The following is a 14,139-nucleotide window of genomic DNA, read 5'->3' on the forward strand; positions in this document are numbered from 1 at the left end:
CAAACAATTTCCGCCGGGATCCGGCCGGGGGGCGTCGGTGTGGCAGCGCAGTATCGCAGCCACATCGCCGAATTGAGTGGTTTTGCTCGCGCGCGTTGCTCAAGCGATGCCGACCGATGTTGGTCATCGGGTCCTGAGATGCGGGATAATGGCTTGGAAGCAATGTGTTCGATGCCGGTGCCGCGGGTCTCGCACGGACCGCGCGTGCCCCTTCAGGGGACGTCGGCAGACGATGAGCTGGTTTCAGGAAGGGGAACGAGCATGGCGGCCATGAAGCCGCGGACGGGCGATGGCCCGCTCGAGGTGACCAAGGAGGGGCGGGGCATTGTCATGCGCGTTCCGCTCGAAGGCGGCGGTCGGCTCGTCGTCGAGCTGACCCCTGACGAGGCCGAGGCGCTTGGCGACGCCCTGAAGAAGGTCGTCGTCTGAGGCGCTGGCGACCATGACCTTTCGGCTGTCCCGGCACGCATACGGTGCCGGGGCAGCCGCATTCCTGGGGGGACGGTCGCGCCGGCACGGCAGCGGGGCCTGCGCGCTCCGGGACCTACGCGGCAGCCTGACCGTGCACGGCGGCCGGCTGCCGCACCGGTCACCGCGGTCGGCTGCCCGCACCGGTCACCGCGGTCGGCTGCCCGCACCGGTCACCGCGGTCGGCGCCCACCTCACCGCGGTCGGCGCACGCCTTCGGTCACCGCTTCACGGCGCACAGCAGCCCGTCGCCCACCGGCAGCAGCGACGGCATCAGCTCCGGGCTCTCCCGCACCGTGCGCAGCAGCTCCCGCAGCCGCAGCACCTCGGTGGGCTGCGGGCCCGAGTCCACGGTGCGGCCGTTGGCGAAGACGCCCTCGAAGACCACCAGGCCACCGGGCCGTAGCAGGCGCAACGATTCAGCTAGATAGTCGAGGTATTCCAGCCGGTCGCCGTCGCAGAAGACGAGGTCGTACCCCGCGTCCGCGAGCCGGGGCAGCACGTCCAGCGCGCGGCCCGGGATGAAGCGGGCCCGGTTGCTGGCGAAGCCGCAGGCCCGGAACGCCTGACGGGCGAACTGCTGGTGCTCGGGCTCCGGGTCGACGGTGGTCAGCACGCCGTCCGGCCGCATGCCGTGCAGCAGGTGCATGCCGGACACGCCGCAGCCGGTGCCGATCTCCGCCACCGCCTTGGCGTCCACGGTGGCGGCGAGCATCCGCAGCGCGGCGCCCGTGCTGGGCGTCACCGAGCGCAGCCCTGCCTCGCGGGCCCGGTCGCGGGCCCAGCGCAGCGCGTCGTCCTCGGCGACAAAGGCGTCGGCGAACGCCCAGCTCGTCTGCCGGTTGCCGGTAATGACCCTCTCCTGTCCCCGTGGTTGCCTGGGCGTGACTGTATCCGTTGGGCCCGGGAACCCGCAGATGGGACCGCGCGTTTAAGGGGATGAGCGAGTAGTGGGGGATTCGGCGGGGGGTATGAGGTGGATCAGGACGACGAGCAAGTGCTGACGCAGCCGCACGAGCCGTGTCAGCCCAGATCAAACTCTCGTAAAACCGCTTATCCGGAGCTAACGGGCGAGGTGGCTATGGTAGGGGCTCCACTGGACACCACCAGAGCTGACAGGGGAGGTGCGGCTGCGCCCGAGGATCGGGGAGGAGTGCTGCGGCGCTTCCTCGGGTCGGCGGGCAGGCCGAAATCCGTGAACGACACCGCTGACCACAGCCACGCCACCGGTACCGCCGCAGGCGGAACCCAGACCGCGACCTTCGCCACCGACGCGGACGGGCAGGCGTGGACTCCGCCCACGTGGGAGGAGATCGTCAGCACGCACAGTGGCCGGGTCTACCGGCTGGCCTACCGCCTCACCGGTAACCAGCACGACGCCGAGGACCTCACCCAGGAGGTCTTCGTCCGCGTCTTCCGCTCCCTGTCGACCTACACCCCCGGCACGTTCGAGGGCTGGCTGCACCGCATCACCACGAACCTCTTCCTGGACATGGTGCGGCGCAAGCAGCGCATCCGCTTCGACGCGCTCGGAGAGGACGCGGCCGAGCGGCTGCCCAGCCGTGAGCCCACACCCCAGCAGATCTTCAACGACGCGCACTTCGACGCGGACGTGCAGCAGGCCCTCGACACCCTTGCGCCCGAGTTCCGCGCCGCGGTCGTGCTCTGTGACATCGAAGGGCTGTCGTACGAGGAGATCGCCGCGACCCTCGGCGTGAAGCTCGGCACGGTCCGCTCCCGTATCCACCGTGGCCGCTCGCAGCTGCGCAAGGCCCTCGCGCACCGCTCGCCCGAGGCACGGGCCGCCGAGCGCCGCTCCTTCGTGCCCCGCGTTCCCGCACTGGGGGGAGGGGGCGCGACCGCGTGAGTGGATCACGGCCGAAACCTGCGCAGGGGCACCTCGCAGAAGAGCATCTGGGAGACCGGCTCTCCGCCCTGGTGGACGGGGAGCTAGGTCATGACGCGCGTGAGCGGGTTCTGGCCCACCTGGCGACCTGCGCCAGGTGCAAGGCGGAGGCGGACGCTCAGCGGCAGCTGAAGAACGTCTTCGCGGAGTCGGCGCCCCCGCCGCCCTCCGAGAGCTTCCTCGCGCGCCTCCAGGGGCTGCCCGGCAGCGGTGGTCCGGACGGCGGCTCGCCGCTGGAGGGCGGCCTCCCCGGCGGCTCCACGCCCGGTGTCTTCGGAGCCGGGCGCGAGGACCGGTTCGAGTTCGGCTACGTTCCCGCGCACCCCCACTCCCCGGGCCCGCACGCGGACCGCGGCTTCCGTATCCACCCCGTCGGCCGCCCGGACACCGCCGACCGGCATGCCTCCCGCGGATTGCGGTTCGCGTTCGTCGCCGCCGGGGCGGTGTCGCTGGCCGCGGTCGCGCTGGGCGGCGTGACCACCGGCATTCCCCGCGACACCGCCGCGGACGCCCGTGGCGGCGCCGGCAGCGTGACGCCGACGCGCACGGCGGGCACGGGAGCGGCCGGCACGTCCGAGGCCCAGCGCCGCCGCCCGGTCGGGCCGCTGCTCATGCAGGGCACGCTGCTGGGCGAGACACCGGTCGCGACGACCTCGGTGTCCGCGCCGTCGCAGCCCGGGGCGCACGGCCCCGCCACCGGGCATTCCCTCGCCCCCATGCTGACCACACCGGTGGAAGCCGGTGCGGCCGCCGTGTCGCCGTTGATACGTCCGTTCGGCGCGACCCCGCCGGTCTCGCTGATCTCGTGGTCCAGCGCCCCCGGGCTGGCCCCGCCCGGTGTGCTCGCCGCACCCGTCCCCGACTCGACCCCCGTTCCCTCCCCGTCATCGCCGCCCTCCTCGTTCCCCTCCGCCGCCGGATCCTCCGCGCGCCCCGCTCGCTGATCGGCTCCTGCGCGGCTGCCCGCGAACCTGGTTGAATCCTGTGAGGCCGTGCCCGCGGCACCGTTTCGGGCACGGGGTCGACGATGCGCGGTCAGCCGCCGGGGCGCCCGGCCGTGGCCAGCTGTGGGGAGAACATGGACGAGGGGAAGCCGGTCTTGCCGGGGGAGGCCGTGGAGGACGCTCCGACACCGGTCGCCGCGAGCGAAGGCGACTTCGAACTGGCCCGCCCGGCCACCGCGGCCGACGCCGACGCCGGCCCTGCATCGAGGCACCTCACGGCCACGGCCGCCGAGAGCGCCGGGGCTGCGGGTGCCGGTTCCGGTTCGGGTGCTGCGGACGCCGGTGGCGAGGGTGCGTGCGCTGACATCGGCGCCGGCGCTGTCGGTGCCGGGGCTGCCGGGGCTGGGGAGTCCGGTGGGCGGGACAAGCCCCTGCACGATCCTGATCCGTACAGCACACCGCCGTACGGTGAGCCCGGTCCCTGGGCGCCGGCCCCGCCGGTCCAGCACCCGGCGACGACACCCGCCCACGGCACGACGCCCCCCTCCCCGCCGCCCGCGCACGACGGGGCGATTGCCGCCGCGGTTCCGCTGCCCGCCCATGGCGCTGCGATCCCTGGGTCGCTGTCTGCTGACGGCATGCCGGTCCCGGCGTCGCCGCCCGCCCATGGTGGGGCGATTGCCGCCGCGGCTCCGCCGCCCGCCCATGGCGCCCGGGTCTCTGGGTCGCTGTCTGCTGACGGCATGCCGGTCCCGGCTTCGCCGCCCGCGCATGGCACGGCGTTCCCGGCTCCGGTGACGGCGCCCGGTGTGCCGCACGACGTGCCGGCCGGAGCGGATGCGCCGCAGCCGGACCCGACGCTCTACCCAGCGCCGGGCGCGGTCCCGCAGCCGGACCCGACGTTCTACCCCGCGCCGGGCAAGGCCCCGCAGCCGGAGCCAACGCTCTACCCCGCGCCGGGCACGGCCCCGCAGCCGGACTCGACGCTCTATCGCGCGCCGGGCGCGGTCCCGCCGCTCGGGCCCTGGCAGCGCTATGACCCCTGGGCCGCGCCGGCTCCGCTCCAGCAGAACGGCGCCGCCGTCCCCACCGAGGGGCAGCGGCGTCGGCGGGCACGCAAGGCGCTCATCGGGGGCGCCCTGGCGCTGGCCCTGGTCTCCGGGGGCGTCGGCGGCATCGTGGGGGTGCACCTGGAGCGCAACGGCGGAGTGCCGGACGTCCATCTGCCGCAGGCGGGCAAGGAGCCCACCGGCCGGCCCGCGGACAGCGTGGCCGGGATCGCCGCACGCGCCCTGCCGAGCGTCGTCACGCTGCATGTGACCGGCAGCAGCGAACAGGGCACCGGCACCGGCTTCGTCCTGGACACGCGCGGCCACATCCTGACCAACAACCACGTCGTCGAGCCCGCCGGGGCGAGCGGCGACATAACGGTGACGTTCAGCGGCGGCCAGACCGCAAAGGCCCAGGTCGTCGGCCGGGACAGCGGCTACGACCTGGCCGTCGTCCGGGTCAAGGGCGTACACGGACTCAAGCCCCTGCCCCTCGGTAACTCCGACAACGTCCAGGTCGGCGACCCCGTCGTCGCCATCGGCGCCCCCTTCGACCTCTCCAACACCGTCACTTCCGGCATCATCAGCGCCAAGGAACGGCCCATCACGGCGGGCGGCGAGAGCGGGGACGGCAGCGATGTGTCGTACGTCGACGCGCTGCAGACCGACGCGCCCATCAACCCGGGCAACTCCGGCGGCCCGCTCCTCGACGCACAGGCCAGGGTCGTCGGCATCAACTCCGCCATCCGTTCGGCCGAGAGCGGCTCCGACACCCAGGGCGGCCAGTCCGGTTCCATCGGCCTCGGTTTCGCCATACCGGTCAACCAGGCCAGACGCGTCGCCGAAGAGCTGATCAACGACGGCCGGGCGACCCACCCGGTGATCGGGATCACCCTCGACATGGCCTACACCGGCGACGGCGCCCGCATCGGCACCAAGGGCGGTGACGGCGGCCCCGCCGTCACCACGGGCGGCCCCGGAGACCGGGCCGGTCTCCGGCCCGGTGACATCATCACCGAGATCGACGGACAACGCGTCCACTCCGGCGACGAACTGATCGTCAAGACCCGCGCCCAGCGCCCCGGCGACCTGCTGGACCTCACCGTCGAACGCGACGGCGAAGAGAAACACGTTTCGTTGGTGCTCGGTTCCTCAGGCCACAACTGACAGAAACCTCACCTCGGGGCAGTACCGGTCGGACAGGTCCGCCGGGTACCGTGGACCCGGCCCGGACCACGGAAACACCACAGACAACCGAGGGCCGAGGACCGAGGACATCGCAAGGAGCTTCAGGTGTTCAATGACATAGGACCGCTAGAGCTGGTGACGATCATTGTCCTCGCCGTGCTCGTCTTCGGTCCCGACAAGCTCCCCAAAGTCATTCAGGACGTGATGCGGACCATCCGCAAGGTCCGGGAGTTCTCGGAGAGCGCCAAGCAGGACATCCGCAACGAACTGGGTCCGGAATTCAAGGACTTCGAGTTCGAGGACCTCAACCCCAAGACGTTCATCCGCAAGCAGTTGGACAACGACGACCTCGGTCTGAAGGAGATCCGCAACGGCTTCGACCTGAAGAAGGAGATGGCCGAGGTCACCGACGCGGTCCACGGCCGGGAGAGCGAGGCACCGTCCTCGACCCCCTCTTCGTCTTCTTCCGGTGAGTCCGGCGGCCGGGTCGACATGACCAAGAAGCCCGAGCAGCCCGGCAAGGACGACCGTCCGCCCTTCGACGCGGACGCCACCTGACCGTACGGCCGGACCCGCGCAGCCACGCGTCCCGATGCGACCCCGCATCGGGACGTGACGCGTTTCATATCCCGTGCACGCGGCGCGCGACGCGAACCGGCCTGCCGCGCGACCCACGCACCGGGCGGTTTCCCTGCTGCCCGCGGCGGTGTGGATATGCTGCCGAGTTGTTGTGCGGACCGGACGAGTACGCCCGAAGGGGGGCGGGCCCCGTCCCGGTCCGACGAGAGCGAGGGAGGCGTCGGGGCACATGGAGACGACAAATGGAGCGGTCACGCAGCCATCGGCCGCGGCGGGCCGACGGCCGGCCCCCTCCGCGCGGCGCACGGTCGACGGCTATCTGCTGGCGCACTTCCCGTGGTACGGGCTCGACGAGGCGTTCACGGGGCCGCGCTGGCTGATGCAGGTCGGTACGGCGGCGGACGGCGCCGTCGAGCACGGGTCGATCGGGCACGGCGACGAACCCTCCGTCAGAAACGAGTACGCGGCCGGCTCCGCGGGCGAGCCCCGGGAGAAGTTCGCGGTCGTCGTGACCGTCGCCGCGAACCCGTCCCGGCACAGTGCCGACGGCACCGGGCTGCTGGAGGCCACGTCGGTCTCCTCGGCGGCGTGGCTGGCCGGCGTCGGGCTGCTGTCACTCACCTGGCCCGGGCACATGGACCACACCCTGCGGGACGAATGGCTGGAGCAGCAGACGGAGATCGCCTGGGCCCTGGCCGACGATCTGTCCGGTCCGGCGTGGTCGACGCTGTCGCTGCCCGTGGACGGCGTGCCGGCACCCTTCCACTACCAGGAGTCGGAATTCGGCTGGGTGCTCGCCGGCTCCACGCAGGAGGGGGTGCACCTGGGGGCGTATGGGCGGGGGATGAGCGCGTACGGTCTTGGGTTCGCCATGATCAAAGACATCTCGACCTACGGGTAGCCTGCGGCGCTTTCGCTGGTTGTGCAGTTCCCCGTGCCCCTTTTGAGCGCCTCTCTTGGGGGCGTTCGGCTGGTTCGGCGTGTGCGGGTTGTTTGTGGCTGGTCGCGCCGTTCCCCGCGCCGGTGGCGGGGTACGGCTTGGTGTGCCTGTGGGGGTCAGAACTTGTTGCGGGGGGTGATTCCCAGGGAGAGGCCGGACAGGCCTCGTTGGCGGCCGCCCAGTTTGCCGGCGATTGCGCGGAGTGCCGAACCCGCCGGGGAGTCCGGGTCGCTCAGGACCACCGGCTTGCCCTCGTCGCCGCCCTCGCGCAGGCGGACGTCGATGGGAATGTTGCCGAGCACGGGCACCGTCGTACCGGTCGTGCGGGTCAGGCCCTCGGCGACCACCTGGCCGCCGCCCGTGCCGAAGACGTCGACCATCTCGCCGCAGTGCGGGCAGGGCAGCCCGGACATGTTCTCGACCACGCCGACGATCTTCTGGTGGGTCTGTACGGCGATGGAGCCGGCGCGCTCGGCGACCTCGGCCGCGGCCTGCTGCGGGGTGGTCACGACCAGGATCTCGGCGTTCGGGATCAGCTGGGCGACGGAGATCGCGATGTCACCGGTGCCGGGTGGGAGGTCCAGGAGGAGGACGTCCAGGTCGCCCCAGTACACGTCGGCGAGGAACTGCTGGAGCGCGCGGTGCAGCATCGGGCCGCGCCAGACGACCGGGGCGTTGCCCGGGGTGAACATGCCGATGGAGATGACCTTCACGCCGTGCGCGGACGGCGGCATGATCATGTTCTCGACCTGGGTGGGGCGGCCGTCGGCGCCCAGCATGCGCGGCACGCTGTGGCCGTAGATGTCGGCGTCGACGACACCGACCTTCAGTCCGTCGGCCGCCATCGCCGCGGCCAGGTTCACCGTCACCGAGGACTTGCCGACGCCTCCCTTGCCGGACGCGACCGCGTACACCCGGGTGAGGCTGCCCGGCTTGGCGAACGGGACCTCGCGCTCGGCCTGGCCGCCGCGCAGCGCCGTCGCCAGTTCCCTGCGCTGCTCGTCGCTCATCACGTCGAGCGTCACCTCCACGCGGGTGACGCCGTCGACGCGGGAGACCGCCTCCGTCACGCGCTGGGTGATCGTGTCGCGCATCGGGCAGCCGGAGACCGTCAGGTACACGGTGACCGCGACCGCTCCGTCCGCGCTGATCTGCACCGATTTGACCATCCCCAGTTCGGTGATGGGTCGGTTGATCTCGGGGTCGTTCACCGTCGCCAGTGCCTGGCGCACCGCGTCTTCCGTAGCCATAAGGTCGATGGTACGGCGCCCGGTGGGGCCCCCGGTAAGCCCCCGTCAGCGGTCGTCCGTGTCACGTCCCGGCGGCCGTTCCGGCTGTTCCGCCGGGACCACGACCTGCCCGTCGCGGCGGCGCGGCGACTCCAGGTCCTTGACGAGGTCCTGAAGTTCGGAGCGGATCCAGTCCCGGGTCGCCACCTCGCCCAGGCCCATCCGCAGCGCGGCGATCTCGCGGGTCAGATACTCGGTGTCCGCGATGGACCGCTCGTTCTGTTTGCGGTCCTGTTCCAGGTTGACGCGGTCGCGGTCGGCCTGCCGGTTCTGCGCGAGCAGGATCAGCGGGGCGGCGTAGGAGGCCTGGAGCGAGAGCATCAGCGTCAGGAAGATGAAGGGGTACTGGTCGAAGCGCAGGAAGGACGGCGCAGCGATGTTCCACAGCACCCACAGCACGATGACGACCGTCATCCAGACGATGAAGCGTCCGGTGCCGAGGAAGCGGGCGATCTTCTCCGACAGCCGGCCGAACGCCTCCGGGTCCCACTCCGGCAGCAGCCGCCGCCGGCGCTGGCCCGGCTGGTCGAGACGGGCGGTGCGGGGCCGGGCGGCGGCGGTGGCGCCGGCGGGGCTGCGCTCGCGGGTGCCCTCGCGCTCGGGGGTCATGGCGCGCTCGTCCCCTCGTCCAGATGGAACTCCGTCTCCCGCCAGTCGTCGGGCAGCATGTGGTCCAGGACGTCGTCCACGGTCACCGCGCCCAGCAGCGCCCCGGCCTCGTCCACGACCGGCGCCGCGACCATGTCGTACGTGGCGAAGAACCCGGCGACGACCGGCAGCGTGGCGTCCGGGGCGAGGGTCTGCAGATCGTCGTCGACGAGCGAGCTGCACAGGGTGTACGGCGGGTCGCGCAGCAGACGCTGGAAGTGCACGGTGCCCAGGTATTTGCCGGTCGGGGTGTCGTCGGGCGGCCGGCAGACGTAGACCTGGGCGGCCAGGGCCGGGGACAGATCGCGGTTGCGGACGCGGGCGAGGGCGTCGGCGACGGTGGCGTCCGGCCGCACCACGATCGGCTCCGTCGTCATGAGCCCGCCGGCCGTGTGCTCCTCGTACGACATCAGCCGCCGCATGTCGGCCGCGTCGCCGGGCTGCATCAGGCTCAGCAGCCGTTCCTTGTCCTGCTCGGGCAGCTCACCGAGCAGGTCGGCCGCGTCGTCCGGGTCCATGGCCTCCAGGATGTCGGCGGCCCGCTCCTCCTTCAGCTTGCCCAGGATCTCGATCTGGTCGTCCTCGGGCAGCTCCTCCAGGACGTCGGCGAGACGGTCGTCGTCGAGGGCGGCGGCGACCTCGGCGCGCCGCTTGGCGGACAGGTGGTGCAGCACGTTGGCGAGGTCGGCGGGGCGCAGCTGCTCGAAGGTGGCGAGCAGGCTCTCGGCGCCCTGCCCGTGCTCCTCCAGCGAGAACCCGCTGACAGCAGACCACTCGACGGTCAGCGTCTCGCCCGCCCGTCGCCCGCCCCCTTTCCAGGGCAGGGCCATACGCCTTTCCTCACCGGTCCGCCGGAATGCGCCGCCCTTCCTGCCCTTGCGCACGAAGACGCGGTCGACCTCCCAGTCCCGACGAGCAGGCAGCTGCTGCACGGCCACGTCCAGTACGGTGACCTCCTCGCCGGTCTCGGCCAGGGTGACGCGGCGGTCGAGCAGTTCCCCGAGGACGAGGCGTTCGGTGGGCCGCTGCTCGAAGCGGCGGACGTTGAGCACCCCGGTGGTGATGATCTGGCCGGACTCGATGCTGGTCACCCGGGTCATGGGCAGGAAGATGCGGCGCCGGGTGGGCAGTTCGACGACGAGGCCGAGCAGGCGCGGGGGACGCCGTCCGACGCGCAGCATGACGACGAGATCCCGCACACGGCCCACCTGGTCGCCGTTCGGGTCGAAGACGGGGACCCCGGCCAGGTGCGAGACGAAGATCCGGGGGACGCCGGCTGCCATGACGGTGCTTCCTCAGTTTCCTTGGCTTCCTCTGCGTACGGCAGGCCGCCGGCCGCGGCCTTCCGTGTCCGGCCGTGTCCCCCTTTCCGAATTGCCCGCTCGGTGGGCTTCAGGCTAGCCCGTCCCGATCGGATACGCCCTGGTGAGCGGTCCGGACGGACTGGCTCCGCCAAGGCCCGACGGCCCCGGTACGCTGCCGTACGCCGCTTGGCCTCCAGCAGAAAGGCAGCCCCACCTGTGACCGTGATTGCGCAGGGCCGTATCCGCCGGGCCGCGTTGGTGGCCGCGATGTGCGCGCTGGCCGTGACGGGCGCGACAGGGCTCACGGGGTGCAGCGAGGATCCGGACGCGGGCACCAACGGGGTGGGCAAGCTGCCCGCCGACAAGATCCAGTCCCAGACCCGGGCGGCGGCGGACTCTGCCCGCGCGGTGCGGCTGTCGGGGACCGTGGTGACCAGCGGGAGGACGTACAAGCTCGACATGCGTCTGAAGGCCGACGGCGGCACCGGGTCGGTGACCTCGCAGGGGGCGACCTTCCGGCTGCTGCGGGTCGGCGAGCAGCTGTATCTGAAGGCCGACGCGGACTTCTGGAGCCATGCGGACGGCGGCGGCGCGAAGGGCGGCGAGACGGCGACCGTGGAGAAGCTGGGCGGCAAGTATGTGAAGGTGCCGCAGGGCGACCCCGCGTACAAGAAGTTCAGCGGCTTCACGGACAAGGACGTGCTCCTCGACGGGCTGCTGACCCTGCACGGCGCCCTGGCGACCGCCGGCCACCACGAACAGTCCGGCGTCCGCACCATCCGCATCACCGGCGACAAGGGCGCAGGCGGCAGCCTCGACGTGTCCCTGGAGGGCCGGCCGTACCCGCTCAGCCTGACCCGCGCGGGCGACGCGGGGACGCTCCGCTTCTCCGACTGGGGCAAGGACTTCACCGTCGCCGGGCCGGCGAAGGACGAGACGGTGGACTACGGCAGACAACTGCCGACGTCGTGAGCGGCCGGCCGCCCGCGACTGCGCCGGCGGCTCGGGCGTTCCTGGTTCAGTGATCGCCCGGCAGGTGCCGCAATCCGTTCTCCAGCAGCGCGAACGCGTGTTCCGCGTCGGCCACCGCGCCCGTGAGGCGCGCGTCGGCCGGCTCTCCGTACGCGAGGCGTGCGGCGTTGTCCTGTGCCAGTGCCCAGTGGACCGCGACGATCTGCACGGCGGCCAACCGCGCCGTCAGCTCCGGGATGTCCGCCGTTTCCCGCAGTGCTCGGGCGAGCCCGCGTTCGGCGCCGGTCCTGAACCGTTCCATCCGGGCCACCAGTGAGGGCGTGTCGAGGATCATCCGGGTGACCCGCAGCACCTGGGGATGGTCGTTGAGCCCGGTGACCGGGTCCCGCTCGCGCAGCCCCCTGAGGAAGTGCTCGCGCACCGCGGCCAGCGGAGCGGTACCGGGCTGACGGGCCCGCACGACGCGGGCGAGTTCGGTCTCGTGGTCGGCGAGGAGATGCACCACGAGGTCTTCCTTCGCCGGGAAGTAGGCGAAGAGCGTGCGCTTGGACACCTCGGCCGCCTCGGCCACCTGGGCGACCGAGACCTGCTGGAAGCCGTGTTCGAGGAACAGGGTGATCGCCGCGTCGGAGATCGCCGCGCGGGTCCGCTGCTTCTTCCGCTCCCGTAGCCCTGGCTTGTCGTCCACGGCGCACACCGTAACAGATCTCTTCCCCAGGGATATTTCTGCACCTGGTATACATTTACTCCGAGGCGGAGACTAATCCGAAGCGGGAGACGGCAGGAAGGACGAAGGGGAAGTGAAGGTGTTGGCCGAGAACGAGACCGAGGTCGTCGTCGCGGGCGCCGGCCCGACCGGACTGATGCTGGCGTACGAACTGGCACTGGCCGGGGTCGAGACCCTGGTACTGGAGAAGCTGCCCCGGACCGTCGAGCAGGTGAAAGGCGGCGGGATCCAGCCCCGTACCGCGGAGATGCTGGAACTGCGCGGACTGCTGGAACCATTGCTGAAACGGGCCGTTTCCCGTGATCCGGTGGGCGGCCACTTCGCGGGCCTGCCCGTCCCGCTGGACTGCACACCCTGGCGGACCAGGCACCCCCACCCGATCGCGATCCCCCAGTGGGAGATCGAGAAGGTGCTCGAAGCGCGGGCGATCGCCGCGGGCGCGCGGGTGCTGCGCGGCGCCGCCGTCTCAGGGGTCGAGCAGGACGGCGACGGTGTGGTCGTGACCGCGGCAGGCCGGGCGGTGCGGGCCCACTACCTGGCGGCGTGCGACGGCGGCCACAGTACGGTGCGGAAACTGCTCGGACTGCCCTTTCCCGGCCGGCCCGGCACACAACAGGCGGCGCTGGCCGACATCCGCCTGACCGCCGCTTCACCGCTGGTGCCGCGGCAGTTGGGGCACATGAGCGAGCTGACCCGTCACGCGGGCGGCTACTGGGCCATGCTGGTCCCCCTCGGCGACGACCGGTACCGGTTCACCTTCGGGCACGCGGAACCGGCGGACGTCGACCGCGACACCGCCGTCACCCACGAGGAGATCACCGCCGCGCTCCATGTCGTCTACGGCCGTGACACCACCCTCGGCGGCGTGGACAACTCCTCGCGGTTCAGCGACGCCACCCGACAACTGGAGCAGTACCGCGCGGGTCGCGTCCTGTTCGCCGGCGACGCCGCGCACATCCATCCGCCGCTCGGCGGACAGGGGCTCAACCTCGGCATACAGGACGCGTTCAACCTCGGCTGGAAACTGGCCGCGGCCGTCCAGGACCGGGCGCCGAGCGGCCTGCTGGACAGCTACCACGCCGAACGGCATCCGGTCGCGGCTCAGGTCCTGCACCACACGTCGGCCCAGCGCGTCCTGGCCGACCCGGACCCGAGCGAGGACATGGCCGCGCTGCGCGACATCGTCATCGACCTGCTGCGCCTGCCCGACACCAACCGCCACCTCGCGGGACTGATGTCCGGCCTCTCACTGCGCTACCCGCTGCCCGGCGATCACCCGCTCACCGGACAGCGCATGCCGGACGCCGACCTGATCACCGAGGACGGCCCCACCCGGCTGCCGACGCTGTTCGGCTCGGGGCACGCCGTCCTGCTCGACCTCGGCGGGACCGTACCGGCCGGCCTCCGGCTCCCGCCGCGGGTCGACCTCGTCCGCGCCACATGCCCCGACGCCCCGGCCACCGCCCTGCTCATCCGCCCCGACGGCTATATCTGCTGGGCCACGGACGGCTCCGCCGCCCCCGCCGATTCCCTGCTCACCACAATCGCCGACAACCTCACGAAGTCCCCCTGACCCCCAGCGGCACCACGTCGTCGACCGACCCGAACTCCCGCCACCACGACAGCCCCCGATCGGCGGTGCCCGGCGGATGCCCCGCTCCCAGCGACGGGGCCCGCCCCTTCTCCCCACCGCGACGACGCTCAGCCCCGACGGCGTCGCCCGGCGGCCCCGAACCAGACGTGCCCCTTCCTCGCCGCGGCGGCCGTCGGCCGGGATTCCCAGCGACGGGGCCCCGCTCCTTCTTCCCTCCGCGACGCCGCCCAGCCACGATGGCGGTGCTCGGCGGCGCCGAACCAGGCGTGCCCCTTCCTCGCCGCGACGGCCGTCGGCCGGGATTCGCAGCGACGGGGCCGCACCCCTTCCCGCCGCGACGGTGCTCAGCCCTGACGGTGTGGTCGGGCGGTGCCGGACCAGGCGTGCCCCTTCTCCGCCGCGATGGCCGTCAGCTGCGATTCGCAGCGACGGGGCCGCACCCCTTCCCGCCGCGACGGTGCTCAGCCCTGACGGTGTGGTCGGGCGGTGCCGGACCAGGCGTGCCCCTTCTCCGCCGCGATGGCCGTCGGC

13 protein-coding genes are annotated in these 14,139 nt (G+C 72.1%); 8 read left to right on the forward strand and 5 right to left on the reverse strand.

Translation table 11 applies throughout. The features are described from left to right. Positions 1–261 precede the first annotated feature (261 nt). Positions 262–429: a DUF3117 domain-containing protein gene (locus ACFYTE_RS02320; protein ID WP_018544333.1), complete on the forward strand. Its 168-nt coding sequence runs from the start codon at positions 262–264 to the stop codon at positions 427–429. 259 nt (positions 430–688) lie between these two features. Here the strand turns inward: ACFYTE_RS02320 and ACFYTE_RS02325 are convergent, their stop codons facing one another. Further along, positions 689–1,387, reverse strand: coding sequence for an O-methyltransferase (locus ACFYTE_RS02325; protein ID WP_351729594.1), 699 nt, complete (start codon positions 1,385–1,387; stop codon positions 689–691). A gap of 234 nt (positions 1,388–1,621) precedes the next feature. On the opposite strand from ACFYTE_RS02325, the gene sigE reads away from it, so the two are divergent. The 5 genes from sigE to ACFYTE_RS02350 all read left to right on the forward strand — a co-directional run bounded on the left by sigE (position 1,622) and on the right by ACFYTE_RS02350 (position 7,035). After that, positions 1,622–2,335, forward strand: coding sequence for an RNA polymerase sigma factor SigE (gene sigE / locus ACFYTE_RS02330; protein ID WP_388703696.1), 714 nt, complete (start codon positions 1,622–1,624; stop codon positions 2,333–2,335). Then, positions 2,332–3,318, forward strand: a complete 987-nt coding sequence (locus tag ACFYTE_RS02335; protein WP_388703698.1) for an anti-sigma factor family protein — start codon at positions 2,332–2,334, stop codon at positions 3,316–3,318. The genes sigE and ACFYTE_RS02335 overlap by 4 nt, the downstream gene beginning before the upstream one ends. A 134-nt stretch (positions 3,319–3,452) precedes the next feature. Then, complete coding sequence (locus ACFYTE_RS02340; protein ID WP_388703700.1) at positions 3,453–5,534, forward strand: trypsin-like peptidase domain-containing protein; 2,082 nt, start codon at positions 3,453–3,455, stop codon at positions 5,532–5,534. A 126-nt stretch (positions 5,535–5,660) separates the two neighbouring features. Further along, positions 5,661–6,113 (forward strand): sec-independent translocase, encoded by a 453-nt coding sequence (locus ACFYTE_RS02345; RefSeq protein ID WP_388703702.1) that lies wholly within the window; start codon positions 5,661–5,663, stop codon positions 6,111–6,113. Positions 6,114–6,363: 250 nt separating this feature from the next. Further along, positions 6,364–7,035 carry a hypothetical protein gene (locus ACFYTE_RS02350; protein ID WP_388703705.1) on the forward strand — a complete coding sequence of 224 codons (672 nt, stop codon included), beginning with the start codon at positions 6,364–6,366 and terminating at the stop codon, positions 7,033–7,035. Between the two features lie 155 nt (positions 7,036–7,190). On the opposite strand, the gene ACFYTE_RS02355 is transcribed toward ACFYTE_RS02350, so the two are convergent. From ACFYTE_RS02355 to ACFYTE_RS02365, 3 genes are read right to left on the reverse strand one after another with little or no spacing between them, the layout of a single operon-like run. Next, a complete protein-coding gene (locus ACFYTE_RS02355) occupies positions 7,191–8,324 on the reverse strand; it encodes an Mrp/NBP35 family ATP-binding protein (protein ID WP_388703708.1) in 1,134 nt (377 codons plus the stop codon). A 45-nt stretch (positions 8,325–8,369) separates the two neighbouring features. Continuing rightward, on the reverse strand, positions 8,370–8,972 hold the full coding sequence (locus ACFYTE_RS02360) for a DUF1003 domain-containing protein (RefSeq protein WP_388703711.1): 603 nt from the start codon (positions 8,970–8,972) through the stop codon (positions 8,370–8,372). Further along, positions 8,969–10,294 carry a magnesium transporter MgtE N-terminal domain-containing protein gene (locus tag ACFYTE_RS02365; RefSeq protein ID WP_388703714.1) on the reverse strand — a complete coding sequence of 442 codons (1,326 nt, stop codon included), beginning with the start codon at positions 10,292–10,294 and terminating at the stop codon, positions 8,969–8,971. The genes ACFYTE_RS02360 and ACFYTE_RS02365 overlap by 4 nt, the downstream gene beginning before the upstream one ends. A 237-nt stretch (positions 10,295–10,531) precedes the next feature. Here ACFYTE_RS02365 and ACFYTE_RS02370 point away from each other — a divergent pair, with 237 nt between their 5' ends. Next, positions 10,532–11,287, forward strand: coding sequence for a hypothetical protein (locus ACFYTE_RS02370; RefSeq protein WP_388703716.1), 756 nt, complete (start codon positions 10,532–10,534; stop codon positions 11,285–11,287). A gap of 46 nt (positions 11,288–11,333) precedes the next feature. Here the strand turns inward: ACFYTE_RS02370 and ACFYTE_RS02375 are convergent, their stop codons facing one another. Next, complete coding sequence (locus ACFYTE_RS02375) at positions 11,334–11,975, reverse strand: TetR/AcrR family transcriptional regulator (RefSeq protein ID WP_388703718.1); 642 nt, start codon at positions 11,973–11,975, stop codon at positions 11,334–11,336. A gap of 118 nt (positions 11,976–12,093) precedes the next feature. On the opposite strand from ACFYTE_RS02375, the gene ACFYTE_RS02380 reads away from it, so the two are divergent. Then, positions 12,094–13,587, forward strand: a complete 1,494-nt coding sequence (locus ACFYTE_RS02380; protein ID WP_388704038.1) for an FAD-dependent monooxygenase — start codon at positions 12,094–12,096, stop codon at positions 13,585–13,587. Positions 13,588–14,139 lie beyond the last annotated feature (552 nt).

The sequence above is a fragment of the Streptomyces sp. NPDC004629 genome (assembly GCF_042873595.1).
In the GTDB taxonomy this organism is placed as follows: domain Bacteria; phylum Actinomycetota; class Actinomycetes; order Streptomycetales; family Streptomycetaceae; genus Streptomyces.

What these genes read in the sequence shown, in the direction of transcription:
- ACFYTE_RS02320 (WP_018544333.1), top strand. Translation starts at nt 262, where the DNA reads ATGGCGGCCATGAAGCCGCGGACGGGCGATGGCCCGCTCGAGGTGACC.
- ACFYTE_RS02340 (WP_388703700.1), top strand. Translation starts at nt 3,453, where the DNA reads ATGGACGAGGGGAAGCCGGTCTTGCCGGGGGAGGCCGTGGAGGACGCT.
- ACFYTE_RS02350 (WP_388703705.1), top strand. Translation starts at nt 6,364, where the DNA reads ATGGAGACGACAAATGGAGCGGTCACGCAGCCATCGGCCGCGGCGGGC.
- ACFYTE_RS02355 (WP_388703708.1), bottom strand. Translation starts at nt 8,324, where the DNA reads ATGGCTACGGAAGACGCGGTGCGCCAGGCACTGGCGACGGTGAACGAC.
- ACFYTE_RS02360 (WP_388703711.1), bottom strand. Translation starts at nt 8,972, where the DNA reads ATGACCCCCGAGCGCGAGGGCACCCGCGAGCGCAGCCCCGCCGGCGCC.
- ACFYTE_RS02365 (WP_388703714.1), bottom strand. Translation starts at nt 10,294, where the DNA reads ATGGCAGCCGGCGTCCCCCGGATCTTCGTCTCGCACCTGGCCGGGGTC.